This window comes from Mycobacterium sp. OAS707, from assembly GCF_014873705.1.
Taxonomy (GTDB): Bacteria; Actinomycetota; Actinomycetes; order Mycobacteriales; family Mycobacteriaceae; genus Mycobacterium.
On sequence record NZ_JADBDS010000002.1, the window covers coordinates 598,588 to 614,465 of the forward strand.

Genomic DNA, 15,878 nt, shown 5'->3' on the forward strand with positions numbered 1-15,878 from the left:
GTATTGGTCAGTACACGTCGCGCACGTAGCGTTTCGACGCGACGAGTTCGCGCTTGTACTCGTGGGCGTCTTCGTCAGACATCGAGCCGTGCGTCTTGATGATCGACGTCAGTGCCGCATCGACGTCCTTGGCCATCCTGCTGGCGTCCCCGCATACATAGAAGTGCGCGCCGTCGTCGAGCCAGCGCCACACGTCGGCGCCGTAGTCGAGCATCTTGTGCTGAACGTAGACCCGCTTCGCCTGGTCCCGCGAGAACGCCAGGTCCAGCCGGTTGAGGAAACCGTCGCGGACCATGTCCTCCAAATCGTCACGGTAGTAGAAGTTTTCGCTGCGATGGCGGTCGCCGAAGAACAGCCAGTTGCGGCCGCCGTGGCCGAGTGCCCGCCGCTCCTGCAGGAAGCCGCGGAACGGCGCGACGCCGGTGCCGGGGCCCACCATGATCATCGGCGTTGCGCCGTCCTCGGGTGGCCGGAAATACGGTGAGCGTTGCAGGAATACCGGCGCTGCGGCTGCCCGATCGGCAAGGAAGGTCGAGCACACCCCGCCGCGTTGACCGCCGTCGGCGCCCCGGTAGCGCACCACCGACACGGTCACCTGCACCTCGTTCGGGCTGATCAGCGGGCTCGACGAGATGGAGTAGTTCCGTGGAGTCAGCCGGACCAGGATCTCCTGCCACTCCTCGGGCTCGGCGCGAACGGCGAACTCCTGCACGATGTCGAGGCCGTTGCGGTCCACCAGCCACTTGCCGAGCTTGTCCGAGGGCGCCAGCAGCGTCTTGGTGGCCGCCTTGTCCCGGCACGATTCTGCGACGAACCGCAGCAGGTCGGGCGTCACGCGGCAGATGTCGTAGGAGACGATCAGCGCATCGCGCAGGCTCTGCTCATTACCGTCGACTTCCACCGAGGTGTCACCGCGCAGGCCGGTGGCGGTCAACCACGCATCGACCGTCGCGGGATCGTTCGTCGCGTAGACGCCCAGCGAGTCGCCGACCGCATAGCTCACGTCATATTCGGAGATGTCAAAACCGAACTGGCGCACTTCTTTTCCTGACGTCGGACCCGTCAGCACCGAGTTGCGCGACAGCGGCGCAAGCAGCGGCTTGGCGCGCGTGAACGGCTCCGTGCGCTTTGACTTTGCGACGGTCGACACGCCGGCGCTGTGACCATTCGATGGCACGGTGACGGTCGCGGCCAGAAGCGCGGTGACTCTCTCGGCCCAGCGGTCCATCGGCTCGTCGTCGTAGACCTCGCATTCGGTCCGGTCCAGCATGCGCGTGGCACCAAGTGCGGCCAGCCTGCCGTCGATCGCCTTGGCGTGGCCGCAGAAGTTGGCATACGAGCGGTCCCCGATGCCCAACACCGCATACCGCACTCCGTCCAACGCGGGTGCGTCGGCCGCATGCAGACGATCCCAGAAGCCTGCGCCGTTGTCCGGCGGTCCGCCGTCGCCGAACGTGCTGGTGATCACCAATACGTCGCGGGCCGCGGCCAGCTCGGCTAGCTGCATGTCGTCCATGTTGACCAGCTGCGAGTCACCGAGCCGCTCCGCAAGCCGGGCGGCGAAGTCTTCGGCGTTTCCGGTCTGCGACGCCCACAACACCAGCGGCCCTGCCTTGGTTGGCTGCGGCTCGGCCGTCGTTGTCAGGCGCGAGTAACGGCCAGCCAGCAGACCGTCGACCCACAGCCGGACACCGGTGGCGACGGGGGCCGACGCCGGCAGCACGGGCACTCCGCTGACACCCTCGGCGAGCCCACTGAAAAATGCTGCGAGATAGATCTTTTCGCTGTCGGTGAGGGTCGGCTTGCGCTCACCGAGGTCCAGTTCGTCGACAACGGGGTCCATCGTTTTCACCGGCCGAAGGCTGATCGCACACACCTTGAACTCGGGTTGCAGCGAGTCGGGGTCGACGGCGTCGTTGGTCAGCGCATTGATGGTCAGGTACTCACCGTGTTCGTCGTTCCAGTGAAACGGCACAAAGCAGTTGCCCGGCAGCACCCGGTCGGTGACGACTGCCGGCAGCACCGCCCTGCCCCGGCGCGATGTCAGCTCGACGGGCTGGCCGGCGACGATGTCGAGCGCGACCGCGTCAACGGGGTGAAGCTCGACGAACGGCCCGCTGTCGAGTTTGTTGAGCTTGTCGACCTTGCCGGTCTTGGTCATCGTGTGCCATTGATGTTGCAGCCGACCGGTGTTGAGGACCAACGGGAAATCGTCGTCGGGCAGTTCCCGCGCATCCATGTGCGGCCGGGCGTGGAACACCGCGCGCCGCGACGGCGTCGGGAATGCGAGCCGCGGGGTTTTTCCGTTCTCGTCGACGAAGAGGTCCTGGCTGATGCCGTCGTTGAGATAGCGGATGGGATGGCGATCGGCGTCGTCGGGCGGGCACGGCCATTGCAACGGCGTCTTCCGCAGCCGCTCGTAGCTGGCGCCTCGAAGGTCATAGCCTGTCTTCGGATTGGCGAACCGGCGGATCTCGTCGAAGATCTGCTCGCTGGACTGGTAGTCGAAGTGCTCGGCGAAGCCCATGTGCGCGGCTACCTGACAGATCAGCTGCCAGTCCGGGCGGGCCTGACCGGCAGGCGGGATCGACTGCTGCAGCAGCGTCAGGTTGCGCTCGGAATTGACCATCACCGCGTCGGATTCGGCCCACAGCGTGGCAGGCAGCACGATGTCCGCGTAGTTGTTGGTCGCGGTGGTGGTGTAGGCGTCCTGGGTGATGACGAGTTCCGCGTTCTCCAGTCCGTTGATCACGGTCTTCCGATTGGCAACGGTGGCAACGGGATTGGTGCAGATGATCCAGCACGCTTTGATCGTGCCGTCGGCGAGCTGTTCGAACATGTCGATGGTGCCGGGGCCGACATCACTGCGGATGGTGCCAGGCTCCAGACCCCACTGTGTCTCGACGAAGGTGCGGTCCTCAGCGGAGAGCACGGAGCGTTGGCCTGGCAAACCCGGCCCCATGTAACCCATTTCGCGACCACCCATCGCGTTGGGCTGGCCGGTCAGCGACATCGGCCCGCTGCCAGGCCTGCAGATCGCGCCGGTGGCCAGGTGCAGGTTGCAGATTGCGTTCGTGTTCCAGGTGCCGTGTGTGCTCTGGTTGAGCCCCATTGTCCAGCAGCTCATCCACTCCCCTGCCTCGGCGATCATGCGCGCGGCGGTGCGGATGTCGGACTCTGCGAGACCGGTGATCTCGGCGACCCGATCCGGCGGGTAGTCGGCGAGGAATGCGGGCATCGCGTCCCAGCCCTCGGTGTGCTCGGCGATGAATTCGGTATCGATATCACCGTTTTGGACGAGTAGGTGCAGGATTCCGTTCAGCAGCGCCAGATCGGTACCGGGCTTGATCTGCAGGAACAGGTCGGCGTGTTCGGCGGTCGTGGTGCGGCGCGGATCGACGACGATCAGCTTGGCGCCGGCCTTGAGCCGGTCGACCATCCGCAGGTACAAAATGGGATGGCAGTCGGCCATGTTGGAGCCGATGACGAAAAACAAGTCGGTGCAATCGAAGTCGGTGTACGCCCCTGGCGGCCCGTCGGCACCGAGCGACTGCTTGAATCCGGTGCCCGCGCTGGCCATGCACAGCCGCGAGTTGGATTCGATGTGTACGGTTTGGATGAAACCCTTGGCCAGCTTGGTGGCCAGGTACTGGGCCTCGATCGACATCTGGCCCGAGACGTAGAGCGCGACGGCATCAGGGCCGTGCTCGTCGATGATCGCGCGCAGCCGTCGGCCTGCCTCGGCGACGGCGTCGTCGACTGGGGTTGGCACGGGTTCGTCGGCGCGCGTGGGGCGCAACAGCGCGGATTTCAATCGGCCGTCGTCGGCCGCCATCATCTCGGCGTGGGTGGCACCCTTGGTGCACAGCCGGCCGAAGTTGGTTGGATGCAGCTTGTCACCGGAGACGCGGGCAATGACGGTCTTGCCGTCCTTTTCGGCGGTTTGCACCTCGATACCGCAGCCGACGCCGCAGTACGAGCACGCAGTCCTTGTCACCGCCACGAAACAATGGTGGTCGAGCAATGTTTCGTGCTCTTTTGCCGCGACGTTATCGCAGTGAAAACTGGTGCTCACCGCGTGGCAATCGGCGCGGTGAGGTGGTGACGAGGATCACACGAAATAGAACGTGAGTCCGAGGACGGCATAGATGGCCAGCAGTTGCAGGCCTTCGTACCACGTCGACTCGCCGCGTTGGGTGACTTCGTTGGCGATGATGACCGCCAGGAAAATGGCACCGATCTCAAACCCGTTGAACACCAACGCCATTGGGAACGGACCGATGAAGAATGACGCCAGCACCAACACCGGAGCCACGAACAGGGCGATCTGCGCGGCCGAACCGACGGCGATGTTGATGGAGATGTCCATCTTGTCGCGGGTGGCGAAATACACCGCGACCCAATGCTCGGCGGCGTTGCCGACGATCGCCACGACGATCACACCGACAAAGAACGGCGAGAGCCCGATGGCGTCGGACGCCTCGGTGATCGAGTGGACCAGGATCTCGGACATCCAGCCGACGGCGGCACCGGCGATGGCGAGCATGAGCACGCTTTTGCGCACCGACCACGGTTCACCGTCGTGATCGTCGTCCTCGTGCGGCGGATTGAACAGGTGAGAGTGGGTTTTCAGAGAGAACAGCAGCCCTGCGGCGTAGGACAACAGCAGCACGATCGCGACGCCGACCGACAGCGCCTCCAGATCGCCGGGAAACGCCACGGCCTTGGCCGTCGGATTGGGCAGGCCTCCGCCTGCGACCAGCTGAAATATCGCAGGCATCACCAACGCGACCGTCGCGAGCAGCAGCATCAGCGACTGGGCGGTGGCAGCGCGCAACTCGAAGTGTTGTCGCTCCCGCTTCAGGCCGCCCGCCAGCATCGACATCCCGAGAACCAGCAGGACGTTGCCGAGAATCGACCCGACGAGGGAGGCCTTGACCACCTCCTGCAGCCCTGCGCCAAGGGCGAACAACGCGATGATCAGCTCGGGGGCGTTGCCGAATGTGACGTTGAGCAGTCCGCCGATGCCCGGTCCCGACCGCGCCGCCAGCTCCTCGGTGGCCCGCCCCATCAGCGCTGCCGTGGGGATCACACCCAACGCCGAGGCGAAGAACACCAGCACGGCGTCGGCGTGCATCAACTCGAGCACGATCGCGACCGGAATGAATGGCACCAGAAGGTATGGCCAGCCCTCGCCGGTCATTAGGAACGATCGACGACGTTCGGCGGCCGGCGCCTCAACCTCCATGCGCTGTTCTTACAGCTCGTCGGGTTTGACCGCCAACACCGGCTTGGGGCACTCGAGCAGAAGCTGCTGCGAGAGGCTGCCGAGCAGGAGCTTGCCCACCGGGCTGCGGTGTCGGACGCCGATCACCAGCAGTTCGGCCTCGGGGCGATCCATCGCCTTGAGCAGTTCCTCGGCGGTGTCGACGCCGACGGGCTGGGTCAGCTCGAACTCCACGCCGCAGTTCGCGAGCCGTTCCTCGATGTCGTGCACTTCGCCCCGCTGCGCGAAGTGGGAATCGACGTAGGAATCTCCCGATGTCGAGTTGATGACCCGCAGGTTGGTCCCGCGCAGCTTGGCTTCGGCGATTCCGTGTTCGAGCGCCGCCCGGCCATACGGGTCCGCGCTGTATCCGACGACGATCATGCCTGGGCCGCCTTCTCTTTCTGGTCGGTATCGTCCTCGACGACGAGGAGGGTTTCCTCGCTGCGATGCATCAACCGCAGCACCAGCGGCGTCAGCAGCAGGATTGCCATCAGCACGTACACGACGATCGCGACGGGTTCGGTGAACAGGCTGCCCCATTCGCCGCCGCCGAGCTGAAGTGCTTGGCGCAGTTGGCGTTCGATGCGTGGGCCGAGAATGACGCCGATGATCAGCGGCAGTACGGGTAACCCGAACCGGCGCATCATCAGGCCGAGTAGCCCGAACACCAGCAGCAGCGCGAGATCGAGCGCTTGCACGTTCACCGCGAGCGCGCCGAGCGTCGCGAAGAACAGGATGCCTGCGTACAGGTAGGGCCGCGGGGTGCGCAGCAGCTTGGCCCACAGCGGCGCCAGCGGCAGATTCAGCACCAGTAGCATCAGGTTGCCGATGAACAGGCTGGCGATCAGCGTCCAGATCAGCAACGGTTCCTTCTCGAAAAGCGTTGGTCCGGGCTGGATTCCATAGGAGACGAACGCGGTGAGCATGACAGCCGCGGTGGCGTTGGTTGGCAGGCCCAGCGACAGCATCGGCACCAAAGTGCCTGCGGCTGAGGCGTTGTTGGCGGCCTCGGGACCCGCGACACCCTCGATGGCACCCTTGCCGAACTCATCCTTGTGCTTCGAGAGCCGCTTCTCGGTGATGTACGACAGGAACGTCGGCAGCTCCGCGCCGCCGGCGGGTAGCGCCCCGAACGGGAAACCGAACGCCGTGCCGCGCAGCCACGGCTTCCACGAGCGCCGCCAATCGTCGCGGCCCATCCACGGCCTGCCGACCGGAATGACATCGGAGGGACGGCGCCGCAGGTGGGCTGCGACCCAAAGCGCCTCACCGACAGCGAAGATCGCGACCGCGATGACGACGATGTCGATGCCGTCGGACAGCTGCGGCAGGCCGAACGTCGCGCGCGGCTGACCCGTGAGGAAGTCGATGCCGACGATGCCGATCGCCAACCCGAGGAACAACGAGATCGCACCGCGCATCTTCGAGGCACCCAGCACCGCGGTGACCGCCACGAGCGCGAACAACATGATCGCCAGGTAGGACGGGGCACCAAGCGTCACAGCGAATCTCGAGATCGCCGGCGCGAACGCGGCCAGCAGTGCGGTGCCGATCGCGCCCGCGACGAACGAGCCGATGGCCGCCGTCGCGAGGGCCTGGGCGGCCCGACCAGCCTTGGCCATCTTGTTGCCTTCGATCGCTGTGATGACCGACGACGATTCACCGGGGGTGTTCAACAGGATCGAGGTGGTAGACCCGCCGTACATACCGCCGTAGAAAATGCCTGCGAACATGATGAACGCCGCGCTGGGGCTGACGTTGTAGGTGACGGGCAGCAGCAGCGCGACCGTCATGGCCGGGCCGATACCGGGAAGCACGCCGACGGCGGTTCCGAGCAGTACGCCGATGACGGCGTACATCAGGTTGGTGGGCGTTGCGGCCTGCTCGAAGCCTTGGAGCAGCCAGTTCAGATTGTCCATCTACAGTATCCCGTCCAAAATGCCTGCGGGCAGCGGGATTCCGAGCCCGGAGTAGAACGCGTAGAAGCTGGCGACGGCCAGGGCCGCCCCGATGACGATGTTGCGGACGTAGTGCCGGTTACCAAGGATGGTGGCCGCGCCCGCGAACAGCAGCGTGCCTGCGATGACCCACCCAAGCGGGTTGACGAGCACGATCACCGCGACGAACAACCCGACCAGCAGTCCAACAGTGCGCCAGTCGCCGGGCGTGTTCGGGTCGACGTCCTCCCCCGCGTCCGCTTCACCGATGGAACCGCGAGGAATGGCGATGGCGAGCACGACGGCCAGCACGATGAGAACGCTGCCGATCGCGATCGGGAAGATCTTGGGCCCGACGGGATCTACTTTGGCGAACCCCGCTTCGAGGCTGAGCGCGTCATAGATCAGGAAGGCGCCGACGACGACCAGCACCACGCAGACGATGTACTGCGCCTTGTCAATTGTTTTCGACGGCGGGTTCGTCATACCAGCCCCAGTTCGGTCAGGGTCGACGAGACCCTGGTGTCCTGTTCCGTGAGGAACTGCTCGAACTGCGGGCCGGTGACGAATGCATCGGTCCACCCGTTCTTCACCAGCGCCTCCTTCCATTGCTGCGTGCCGTGCATCTCTTCGAGCGCTTTGACCATCGCTTGCTTGGCGTTGTCGGAAATGCCCGGTGGCGCAAGGACTCCGCGCCAGTTGGCGAAGGTGAGGTCGATGCCCGACTCCTTGAGGGTCGGCGCGTTCACGCCTTCGACCCGCTTGTCGCCGGACACGGCGAGCACGCGAAGCTGGCCGGCCTCGATCTGATCGATGAGCTCACCCGGGCTCGAGGTGCCGACGGTGATCTTCTTGCCGAGCAGCGCGGTCAGCAGGTCCCCGCCGCCGTCGTAGGTGATGTAGTTGACCGACTTCGGTTCTACGCCAACGGCTTTGGCCAGCTCCATCGGGAACAGGTGGTCGGGGCCGCCCGGTGAGGAACCGCCGCCGATGGTGACTTTGGCCGGATCGGCCTTCCACGCTGCGACGAAATCCTGGATCGTCTTGAACGGTGAATCGGCCGGTACGAAAACAGCACCGGGGTCTTCGATCAACTTGGCCAGCGCGGTCGCATCCGAAGCGCGTGCCTTGGACCCGTTGGTGTATGTGGCGCCGATGACGCCCAGACCCATCGTCATCATGAGGTCGTTGTTGCCTTTTTCGTTCATCAGACGGGCCATCGCGACGGTTCCGCCTGCACCGATGACGTTGAAGACCTCGACGCGGCCGGTGATCTTGTCGTCTTCCATGATTTTCACGGCGGTGCGCGCGGTGAGGTCGTAGCCGCCGCCAGGGCTGTTCGGCACCATCATCCGAAGTCGGTGCAAGCCCGTCTGTTCGCCACGCGTTACGCCGCACGCCGCGACCAGCGCCGCGATCAGCGCGAGTATTAGCGCGATCTTCCGCGCACGTGATTTCACGTCGTCCCCAATCGCTGGTTTGTGATGCTCAGCAATACTGGACCCCGACAGTGATGCAGGTCACTGATGAGTACGCAAAGGACGTATTGGTCATTGTGAACATGGTGCGGCCCCGATGGTCACCGGCACGCGGCTTTCGTAGCCTCGCCGGACAGTTCCTGGTGTTCCAGGTGCTGGTGGTGGCGGTCGTGCTGGTGGCCGTGGCGGCGGTGTCGGTCGCGCAGTCGACGCGGGAGTTCCGGGAGGTGCGCGGGCAGCGGATGATCGCGGTCGCCGAGAACATGGCGTCGACGCCGATCGTCCGCGACCGATACGGCGATCCGTTCGCAGGCAAGGTGCTTGCACCGGAGGTGGACCGCGCCGTGGCACTGTCGGGCGCGGGCTTGGCGGAGATCCTCAGCCCCGACGGAACCGTGCGGGTGTCCTCGGATCCGTCGCGGGTCGGCCAGCGGATGGATCTCGGCGTGAGCCGGGCCGATGAAGGCCGGGCATGGTTCGGCGACGACACCATCGATGGCGCGCACAACCTGGTGGGCCAGGTGCCGATTCTGTCCACCGACGGTGACGTACTTGCGGTGGCGTCGGTGAGCGAGGCGTATCCGTCGGTGTGGGAACTGCTCAGCGGGGCCGGCGAACGGTTGCTGATCTACCTCGGCCTTGGTGCGGCGCTTGGCCTGCTGGCGTCGTGGCTGCTGTCGCGGAGGATCAAGCGGCATACCCGCGGGCTGGAGATCGCCGAGATCGCGAGCCTGGCCGAACATCGAGAAGCGTTGCTGCACAGCATCCGTGAAGGTGTGGTGGCGGTGAACAACGATGGCGACATCACCCTGCTCAACGACAGCGCGCAGGACTTGCTGGGGGTCGGGCCGTCGGCGGTCGGGCGTAGCGTCGACAGCGTCGGCCTGGAACCGGCAGTGGTGGAATTCCTACTGTCCGGCGAGGACGGCCGTGATGTCGTAATCGCAACCAGGACAAGAGTTTTAGCGCTCAACCGACGGGCAGCGACCAGTCAGGGTCAGCGGATCGGAACCGTGACGACGATGCGCGACAGCACCGAACTCGCCGCATTACAGGGTCAGCTGTCGTCGCACAAGAGCGTGACGGACACGCTGCGCGCACAGACACACGAATTCGCCAACCAGCTGCACACGATCTCGGGCCTGGTTCAGTTGGGCGAATACGACTCGGTGCGGGATCTGGTCGGAGCGCTGACGCGGCGCCGCGCGGAGATCAGCGACGCGGTGACGCAACGGATTTCCGATCCGGCGGTTGCGGCGCTGTTGATCGCGAAGACGACGCTGGCCGCGGAGGGCGGAGTATCGCTGGCGATCGCGCCGGAATCGCATCTCTCCGCATTGGACCCGGCGCTCGCCACGGATGTGATCACGTTGCTGGGCAACCTGATCGACAATGCGGTCGACGTTTCGGTTGGCGCAGATCCGGCGAACGTCACGGTGGCTCTGCAGGACCACGATGGGCTGATGATTGCAGTGGCGGACTCCGGACCCGGCGTGCCAGAACATCTTCGCGAGGCCATCTTCGCCCGCGGCGTCACCTCGAAACCCGACGTGCCGGGTGGTCGCGGTATCGGCCTGGCGTTGGTACGCCTGGTCAGCGCGCAGCACGGTGGAACGGTGGAAGTCAGCGACAGTCCCTCCGGCGGTGCGCTGTTCGTGGTGCGACTGCCGGTCGCGACGGCCGCGGTGGTAGCCGAGAGGGCTGCGCATGCGTGACGTGCTGGTGGTCGACGACGACTTCATGGTCGCCGAGATACATCGCCGGTTCGTCGAGCAGGTTGACGGATTTCGCGCAGTCGGCGTCGCACGCACAGGGACCGAGGCGCTGTCGGCGGCCCGAGAACTGCAGCCACAGTTGATATTGCTCGACGTCTACCTGCCCGACATGACGGGCTTGGAAGTATTGCAGCGCTTGCGATCCGAGGGCGATCGGGTTGGCGTCATCATGATCACCGCGGCGCGCGAACTCGACACGGTCAAGGGCGCCCTGGACGGCGGGGCGGCGGACTACTTGATCAAGCCGTTCGAGTTTCCGCAATTGAAGGCGAAGCTGGATGCGTTCGCGGCGCGGGCCGATGCGCTGGAGTCGGCCGGCGGTGTCGACCAGTCATTGATCGACTCACTGTTCGGCGGACCCGCCGCCGCGTCGCCGCAAGACGTGTTGCCCAAGGGCCTCGGCGCCGAGACCGGCCGGCTGGTATTGGACGCGGTGCGCGACGCCGGGGAGGTATCGGCAGCGGAATGCGCTGACCTGGTGGGTATTTCGCGGGTCAGCGCACGCCGCTACCTCGAGCATTACCTCAGCACCGGCGCGTTGGAACTGCGACTGCAGTACGGCGTCGGGCGGCCAGAACGGCGATACCGTTCGGTGCGCTAGAAGGGTGGATCGTCGTCGACTGGTTGTGGGGCCGGTGGTGGTTTCCAGCCCGGTGGGAGTTCTTCGGGTTCGAAGGGGTCGTTGATCCAGGTCGAGAAGGGGCTGGTGCTGTGTTGTCTGCCTTTGAAGAAGATCAGCCAGCGCCGTGATTGGTTGCGCCACTTACGCAGTTCGATCTCGCGTTTGACGGCGTAATTGACCCGCCGATTCTCGGCGTTGATTGGCCGCTGCTCGCTGAGCTTGGCCCGTGCACGCGCAATGCGCTTGGCCTTCTCCTTCGCGTGGTTGCGTTTACGCGGAGTGGGCGCCCGACAAGCCTGACGCAGTTGCGGGAACAAGTCGAACCCGGCCGGGGTGGTGGTGTATCGGCGGCCGGTCGGTGAGGTCCATACGATGCTGCCGTCAGCCAACTGCTCATCACGCCAGCCACCGGTCCCACTATGGAAAGTTTTCAGCCGGTGATGGCCGCGGCAGTAACAAGCCAAATCCCAGAACACGGTCCATCCCCCGCTTCTGGGGTCGGCGTGATTGAACGGCACCGTGTGGTCGAGATCGCAGATCGCGGCCTTGCGGTCGCAACCGGGGAACCGACACGTCAAGTCCCGATTCCGAATCCACCGCTCCAACGCTGCCGAGGGCTGATAGCGCAACGCCTCTTCCACGGTGGGTGCTGGGCATTCCACCGGCCGGATCGATGCTGTCTCGGCAAGCTCGCGGACCTGTTCGGCGTCGATGACCCCGTAGCCCTCCAGATACCCGGGCTGCTCACTGTCACCAGCAACGGTGGCCTCGGTGGCGATCACATTCAGTACCGTGGCCACCCCGCCAACCGCCGACTCAGCCGCGGCGGCACGCGACGGGCAGTCGGGCTGCCCACAATCACAGGTCAGATTGCGGCGCTCGCACAGTGCGGTGATCGCATCGGCGCGGCGCTGGGTCACGGTGCGCGAATCGGTGGCACACACCGATGTGGCCAGCTGGGAGAGCGTCTGATCGAACAGTGCGGCGGCGGTGGCCGGCAGGCTGCCCCGGACTTGGGCGGTGCCGTCGGGCATTGGAGTAACCGTCAGGTGGCGTTCGTCATGGGCGCGTATCCGGCGTTCCTTGACCGCGGCGGGGTCGACCACGCGTACCGCGGCATCGACGGCGTTGATGATGCGCCGCCGCGACCAGCACTGCCATCTGCTGATCCGCTGCGCCAGCGCGGCATCCAACTCCGCCACCAAGACCGGGTCAGTCACCAGGTCGGTGCGCGCGATGATCAGCGCTACCGTGCGCCAATCAGTGGCACCTTCGGCCAGCAGCGCAGCGATCTTGGGCAGCCGGACATCGAGTGCCTCTGCTTGGCCGACGAGATGCTGCGCACTCATCGCCGAAAGGTTCATCGCCGCCGACACCTCGGCGGTGGTGCGGGCGAAGCCGGTGATCATCGACCACCCCGGATCCGGATCGGTGTCTTCGGCCTCGGCGGTGCGCAATGCCAACAGGGCCGCGATAGCCGCGCACCGGCGCGCCATCAGCGCCGACTCCTCACGCTGGCTTGCCTCGATCTCCCCGACCAAGGCGTCCGCACCAGCATCTTCGAACATGTGTTCGATTATGCCACCGCGGTCCGACAGAAATTGAGTGTCCACAACCTGGGCTAGAACATCGTCGGCCGCACGAACTGGCTCACAACCTTCCCGTGAGCCGATCGCGATACGACCGACCGTCGGGGTCGTAGATCATCCGATAAGCCGGCTCGGCCCACAGCCGCGTCAGTACGCCGAGCCGTTCGGCGTTGTGCGTTCGCAGCCGGCCCGGCGGCCGCGGTCCACGGCAACCGGAGGCGTACCACGCATCCAGGGCCTCGGCGGCAGCCACCATCGCGTCCACCGCCGCGTCCGTATCGGCCAGTCGATCCTCGTCGTCGAGATCCAAGTGTTCACGCATCAGCCGCAGGCGAAGATCACGCGCGAACTCGCCGGTGTCATCCAGTACTGCACAAGACAATTCGCTGTCATGCGTCCACGACCGCCGGTTGAAGTTGTCGCTCCCGACGCATGCCCAGACGTCATCGATTACGCATACCTTTGCGTGCACATACACCGGCGTGCCCTGGTGGTTCTCCACATCGAACACATGCACCCGCTGTGGACTGGCCGCCTTGCACGCATCGATCGCCTGCCGCCGGCCAATCATGTTGGGCGGCAGGGACAGTCGTCCATCGACATCCGGGAACCGCGGCACCACCGCAACAAGATGCAACTCCGGGTTATCGGCCAGCGCGCGGGCGAACAGCTGCGCGACCCGCTTCGACCACAGGTACTGATCCTCCAGATAGATCAGCCGCCGCGCGCGTCGCACCGCCTTGCTGTAGCCCCGCGCAACGCTGCGCTCCCCTCGTGGCGCGAAGTCGTATTCGAAATGCGCGTCGGGATAAGTGCGCAACACCTGCACAGCGTGCGGGCCGCACTCCGGCGGGTCCGGCGGCCGCTCTGGCAACTCGCCCGCCTTCAGATCCGCGCCGCGCAGCTTGTCTGTGATCCATGCGATCGGCGACAACGTGTCCAACGGCGCGGGATCGTTCCACCGTTCTCGAAAGGTCAGATCCAACGCCCCGACTACCGGCCCCTGCAGCCGCAATTGCACGTCGTGCCACGGTGGATGCTCGCCATAACGCGGCGACATCTGCACCGCCTGCCGGTCACCGCGATGCTCCGCATCGTCGCGGCGCGAGTGGCACAGGTCGATCCCCCCGGCGAACGCCACGTCCCGCGACGGGTCTTCCGGATGCCGCAGCACCACCAGCTTCTGATGGTGCGAGCCACCGAACCGGACCCGCTGATCGAGCAGCACCTCGCCCCCCGCCTCTTCGATCGCCTCGCCGAGGTGCTGGTTCTCTTCCTCGCTGTAGGCGAACTTGTCCAGGTGTGAGCGCCACACCAACCCCTTCACGACGACGCCGCGCTTGGCTGCCGCGGTGAACAGTTCCCGGATAGTCGGCCCGTCGTCGCGCATCTTCTGGTCCGGATCGCCACGCCAGTCGGTGAAGAACAGGTGGTCTCCCGCTCCCAGCGCCTCCACCTCGGTGGCCAGGCGGTCAAAGTAGGTCGCGCCGTGAATCAACGGCTCAACCCGATTGCCTTCACACCACGCCGGAAGCTTCGACGCGGGATTGCCGCGTTCTGCTTCCGTGAGAAACCAATCGGTCCGATCCGACATTTCGAAGGATTGCCCAATTGACGCCGAAGTTAACCGGCCGGATTCACAACCGGCGCCTCACGCGGTCGAGATACGACCGGCCATCTGGGTCGTAGAGCAACCGGTACACCGGTTCGGCCCACATGCGGTTGATCGGATGAAGCCGTTCGGCCTTGTGCACCCGCAACCGCCCCGGCGGACGCGGTCCCAAGCCGCCTGACTCATACCACCTGTCCAGCTCCTGCGCAGACGCGACGATCTCGCCGACCGCGCTGGCCGCATCGACCAAGCCGCCGTCCTCGCTGCCGTCGGCTGCCCGATCCAAATGCTCACGCAGCAATCGCAATCGAAGGTCGCGCGCGAACGCACCGCTTTCATCCACCACCGCACACGACAGCTCGCTGTCATGTGTCCACGACCGTCTGTTGAAGTTGTCGCTACCGATACAGGCCCACTCATCGTCGAGAACACAAACCTTGGAATGCACGTATACCGGTGTGCCCTCGCGGTTTTCGACGTCGAATACATGCACACGTCCAGGCCCTGCGCGGCGGCACTCATCGATCGCCAGATGCCTGCCAACCAACGTCGGCGGCCCGCCCAGTCCGCCCTCCAGGTCGAAGAAGCGCGGTACCAACGCAATTAGATGCAACTCCGGGTTGGCGGTCAGCGCGTCGACGAACAGCTGCGCGACCTCTTCTGACCAAAGATATTGATCCTCAAGATAAATCAAACGTTTCGCGCGCTGAACCGCTTTTGTGTACCCGCGTGCGATGCTGCGCTCCCCGCTCTTGGCGAACTCGTAATGGAACAGCGCGTCGCCGTACGTACGCAACACCTGCACCGTGTGCGGTCCGCACGGCGGCGGATCCGGCGGCTGCTCCGGCAACGGGCCCGGCGTCACGTCCGCGCCCTGCGCCTTGTCGCGTATCCATCCGATCGGGTCCAACAGATTCAGCGGCGCCTTCGAAGTCCACCGTTCGCGAAACGACGTGTCCAACGCGCCGACAACCGGACCACGGAGCTCCAGTTGCACGTCGTGCCAGGGCGGCGTGTCCCCATAGCGATTCGACATCCGCACCGCTTGCGGATCGCCGAGGTGCGATGCGTCGTCGCGGCGCGAGTGACAGAGATCGATGCCACCGGTGAACGCGACATCGAGCGTTGGGTCGTCGGGGTGCCTGATGACGACCAGTCGCTGATGGTGCGACCCGCCGATGCGGACGCGCTGATCCAGCAGCACCTCGCCGCCGGCCCGCTCGATCGCCTCGCCCAGATGGCGGTTCTGCTCTTCGTTGAACTGGAATCTGTTGGGATGTGACCGCCACATCAGCCCCTTGACGATCACTCCCCGCTCCGCCGCCGCACGGAAAAGTTCTCCGACCGTAGGGCCGTGCTCGCGCAGCTTCTGGTCGGCGTCCCCACGCCAGTCGGCGAAAAACAGATGATCGCCGGGCCCAAGCGCCTCGACTTCGGTGACGAGACGGTCGAAGTAGGCCGCCCCGTCGATCAACGCCTCTGCCCGGCTGCCCTCCGACCATGCTGGCAGGTCCGAGTCGGGATTACCGCGCTGCGATTCCGTGAGGAGCCAGTCGGTCAGCTTGGACACGCTGTTGGATACCCAGAAACGAGTAA

At 65.3% G+C, this 15,878-nt stretch carries 11 protein-coding genes; 2 read left to right on the plus strand and 9 right to left on the minus strand.

Annotated features, from left to right (window positions below):
* Nucleotides 1-7: 7 nt before the first annotated feature.
* The 6 genes from GGC64_RS13740 to GGC64_RS13765 all read right to left on the minus strand — a co-directional run bounded on the left by GGC64_RS13740 (nt 8) and on the right by GGC64_RS13765 (nt 8,666).
* Nucleotides 8-3,997 (minus strand): bifunctional nitrate reductase/sulfite reductase flavoprotein subunit alpha, encoded by a 3,990-nt coding sequence (locus tag GGC64_RS13740; protein ID WP_192723873.1) that lies wholly within the window; start codon nt 3,995-3,997, stop codon nt 8-10.
* A 114-nt stretch (nt 3,998-4,111) separates the two neighbouring features.
* The gene (gene cax, locus GGC64_RS13745) at nt 4,112-5,248 is read right to left on the minus strand and encodes a calcium/proton exchanger (RefSeq protein ID WP_192723059.1); all 1,137 of its coding nucleotides are present in this window, start codon (nt 5,246-5,248) and stop codon (nt 4,112-4,114) included.
* 9 nt (nt 5,249-5,257) lie between these two features.
* Nucleotides 5,258-5,650, minus strand: coding sequence for a universal stress protein (locus GGC64_RS13750; RefSeq protein ID WP_192723060.1), 393 nt, complete (start codon nt 5,648-5,650; stop codon nt 5,258-5,260).
* Nucleotides 5,647-7,188 (minus strand): tripartite tricarboxylate transporter permease, encoded by a 1,542-nt coding sequence (locus GGC64_RS13755; RefSeq protein ID WP_192723061.1) that lies wholly within the window; start codon nt 7,186-7,188, stop codon nt 5,647-5,649. Before GGC64_RS13755 ends, GGC64_RS13750 begins: the two co-directional genes overlap by 4 nt.
* A complete protein-coding gene (locus tag GGC64_RS13760) occupies nt 7,189-7,692 on the minus strand; it encodes a tripartite tricarboxylate transporter TctB family protein (protein ID WP_192723062.1) in 504 nt (167 codons plus the stop codon).
* A complete protein-coding gene (locus tag GGC64_RS13765) occupies nt 7,689-8,666 on the minus strand; it encodes a Bug family tripartite tricarboxylate transporter substrate binding protein (RefSeq protein ID WP_370582087.1) in 978 nt (325 codons plus the stop codon). The genes GGC64_RS13760 and GGC64_RS13765 overlap by 4 nt, the downstream gene beginning before the upstream one ends.
* A 101-nt stretch (nt 8,667-8,767) precedes the next feature.
* Between GGC64_RS13765 and GGC64_RS13770 the strand changes: the two genes are divergently transcribed.
* Together GGC64_RS13770 and GGC64_RS13775 are read left to right on the plus strand one after the other, a co-directional pair.
* Nucleotides 8,768-10,399 carry an ATP-binding protein gene (locus GGC64_RS13770; RefSeq protein ID WP_192723875.1) on the plus strand — a complete coding sequence of 544 codons (1,632 nt, stop codon included), beginning with the start codon at nt 8,768-8,770 and terminating at the stop codon, nt 10,397-10,399.
* Nucleotides 10,392-11,060, plus strand: a complete 669-nt coding sequence (locus GGC64_RS13775; protein ID WP_192723063.1) for a response regulator — start codon at nt 10,392-10,394, stop codon at nt 11,058-11,060. The genes GGC64_RS13770 and GGC64_RS13775 overlap by 8 nt, the downstream gene beginning before the upstream one ends.
* Here the strand turns inward: GGC64_RS13775 and GGC64_RS13780 are convergent.
* From GGC64_RS13780 to GGC64_RS13790, 3 genes are all read right to left on the minus strand, one after another.
* Entirely contained in the window at nt 11,057-12,649 is a 1,593-nt protein-coding gene (locus tag GGC64_RS13780; protein ID WP_192723064.1) for an HNH endonuclease signature motif containing protein, read from the minus strand. The genes GGC64_RS13775 and GGC64_RS13780 overlap by 4 nt on opposite strands.
* 82 nt (nt 12,650-12,731) lie before the next feature.
* Nucleotides 12,732-14,264: a phospholipase D-like domain-containing protein gene (locus GGC64_RS13785; protein ID WP_192723065.1), complete on the minus strand. Its 1,533-nt coding sequence runs from the start codon at nt 14,262-14,264 to the stop codon at nt 12,732-12,734.
* Between the two features lie 43 nt (nt 14,265-14,307).
* Complete coding sequence (locus GGC64_RS13790; RefSeq protein ID WP_192723066.1) at nt 14,308-15,852, minus strand: phospholipase D-like domain-containing protein; 1,545 nt, start codon at nt 15,850-15,852, stop codon at nt 14,308-14,310.
* Between the last annotated feature and the right edge of the window lie 26 nt (nt 15,853-15,878).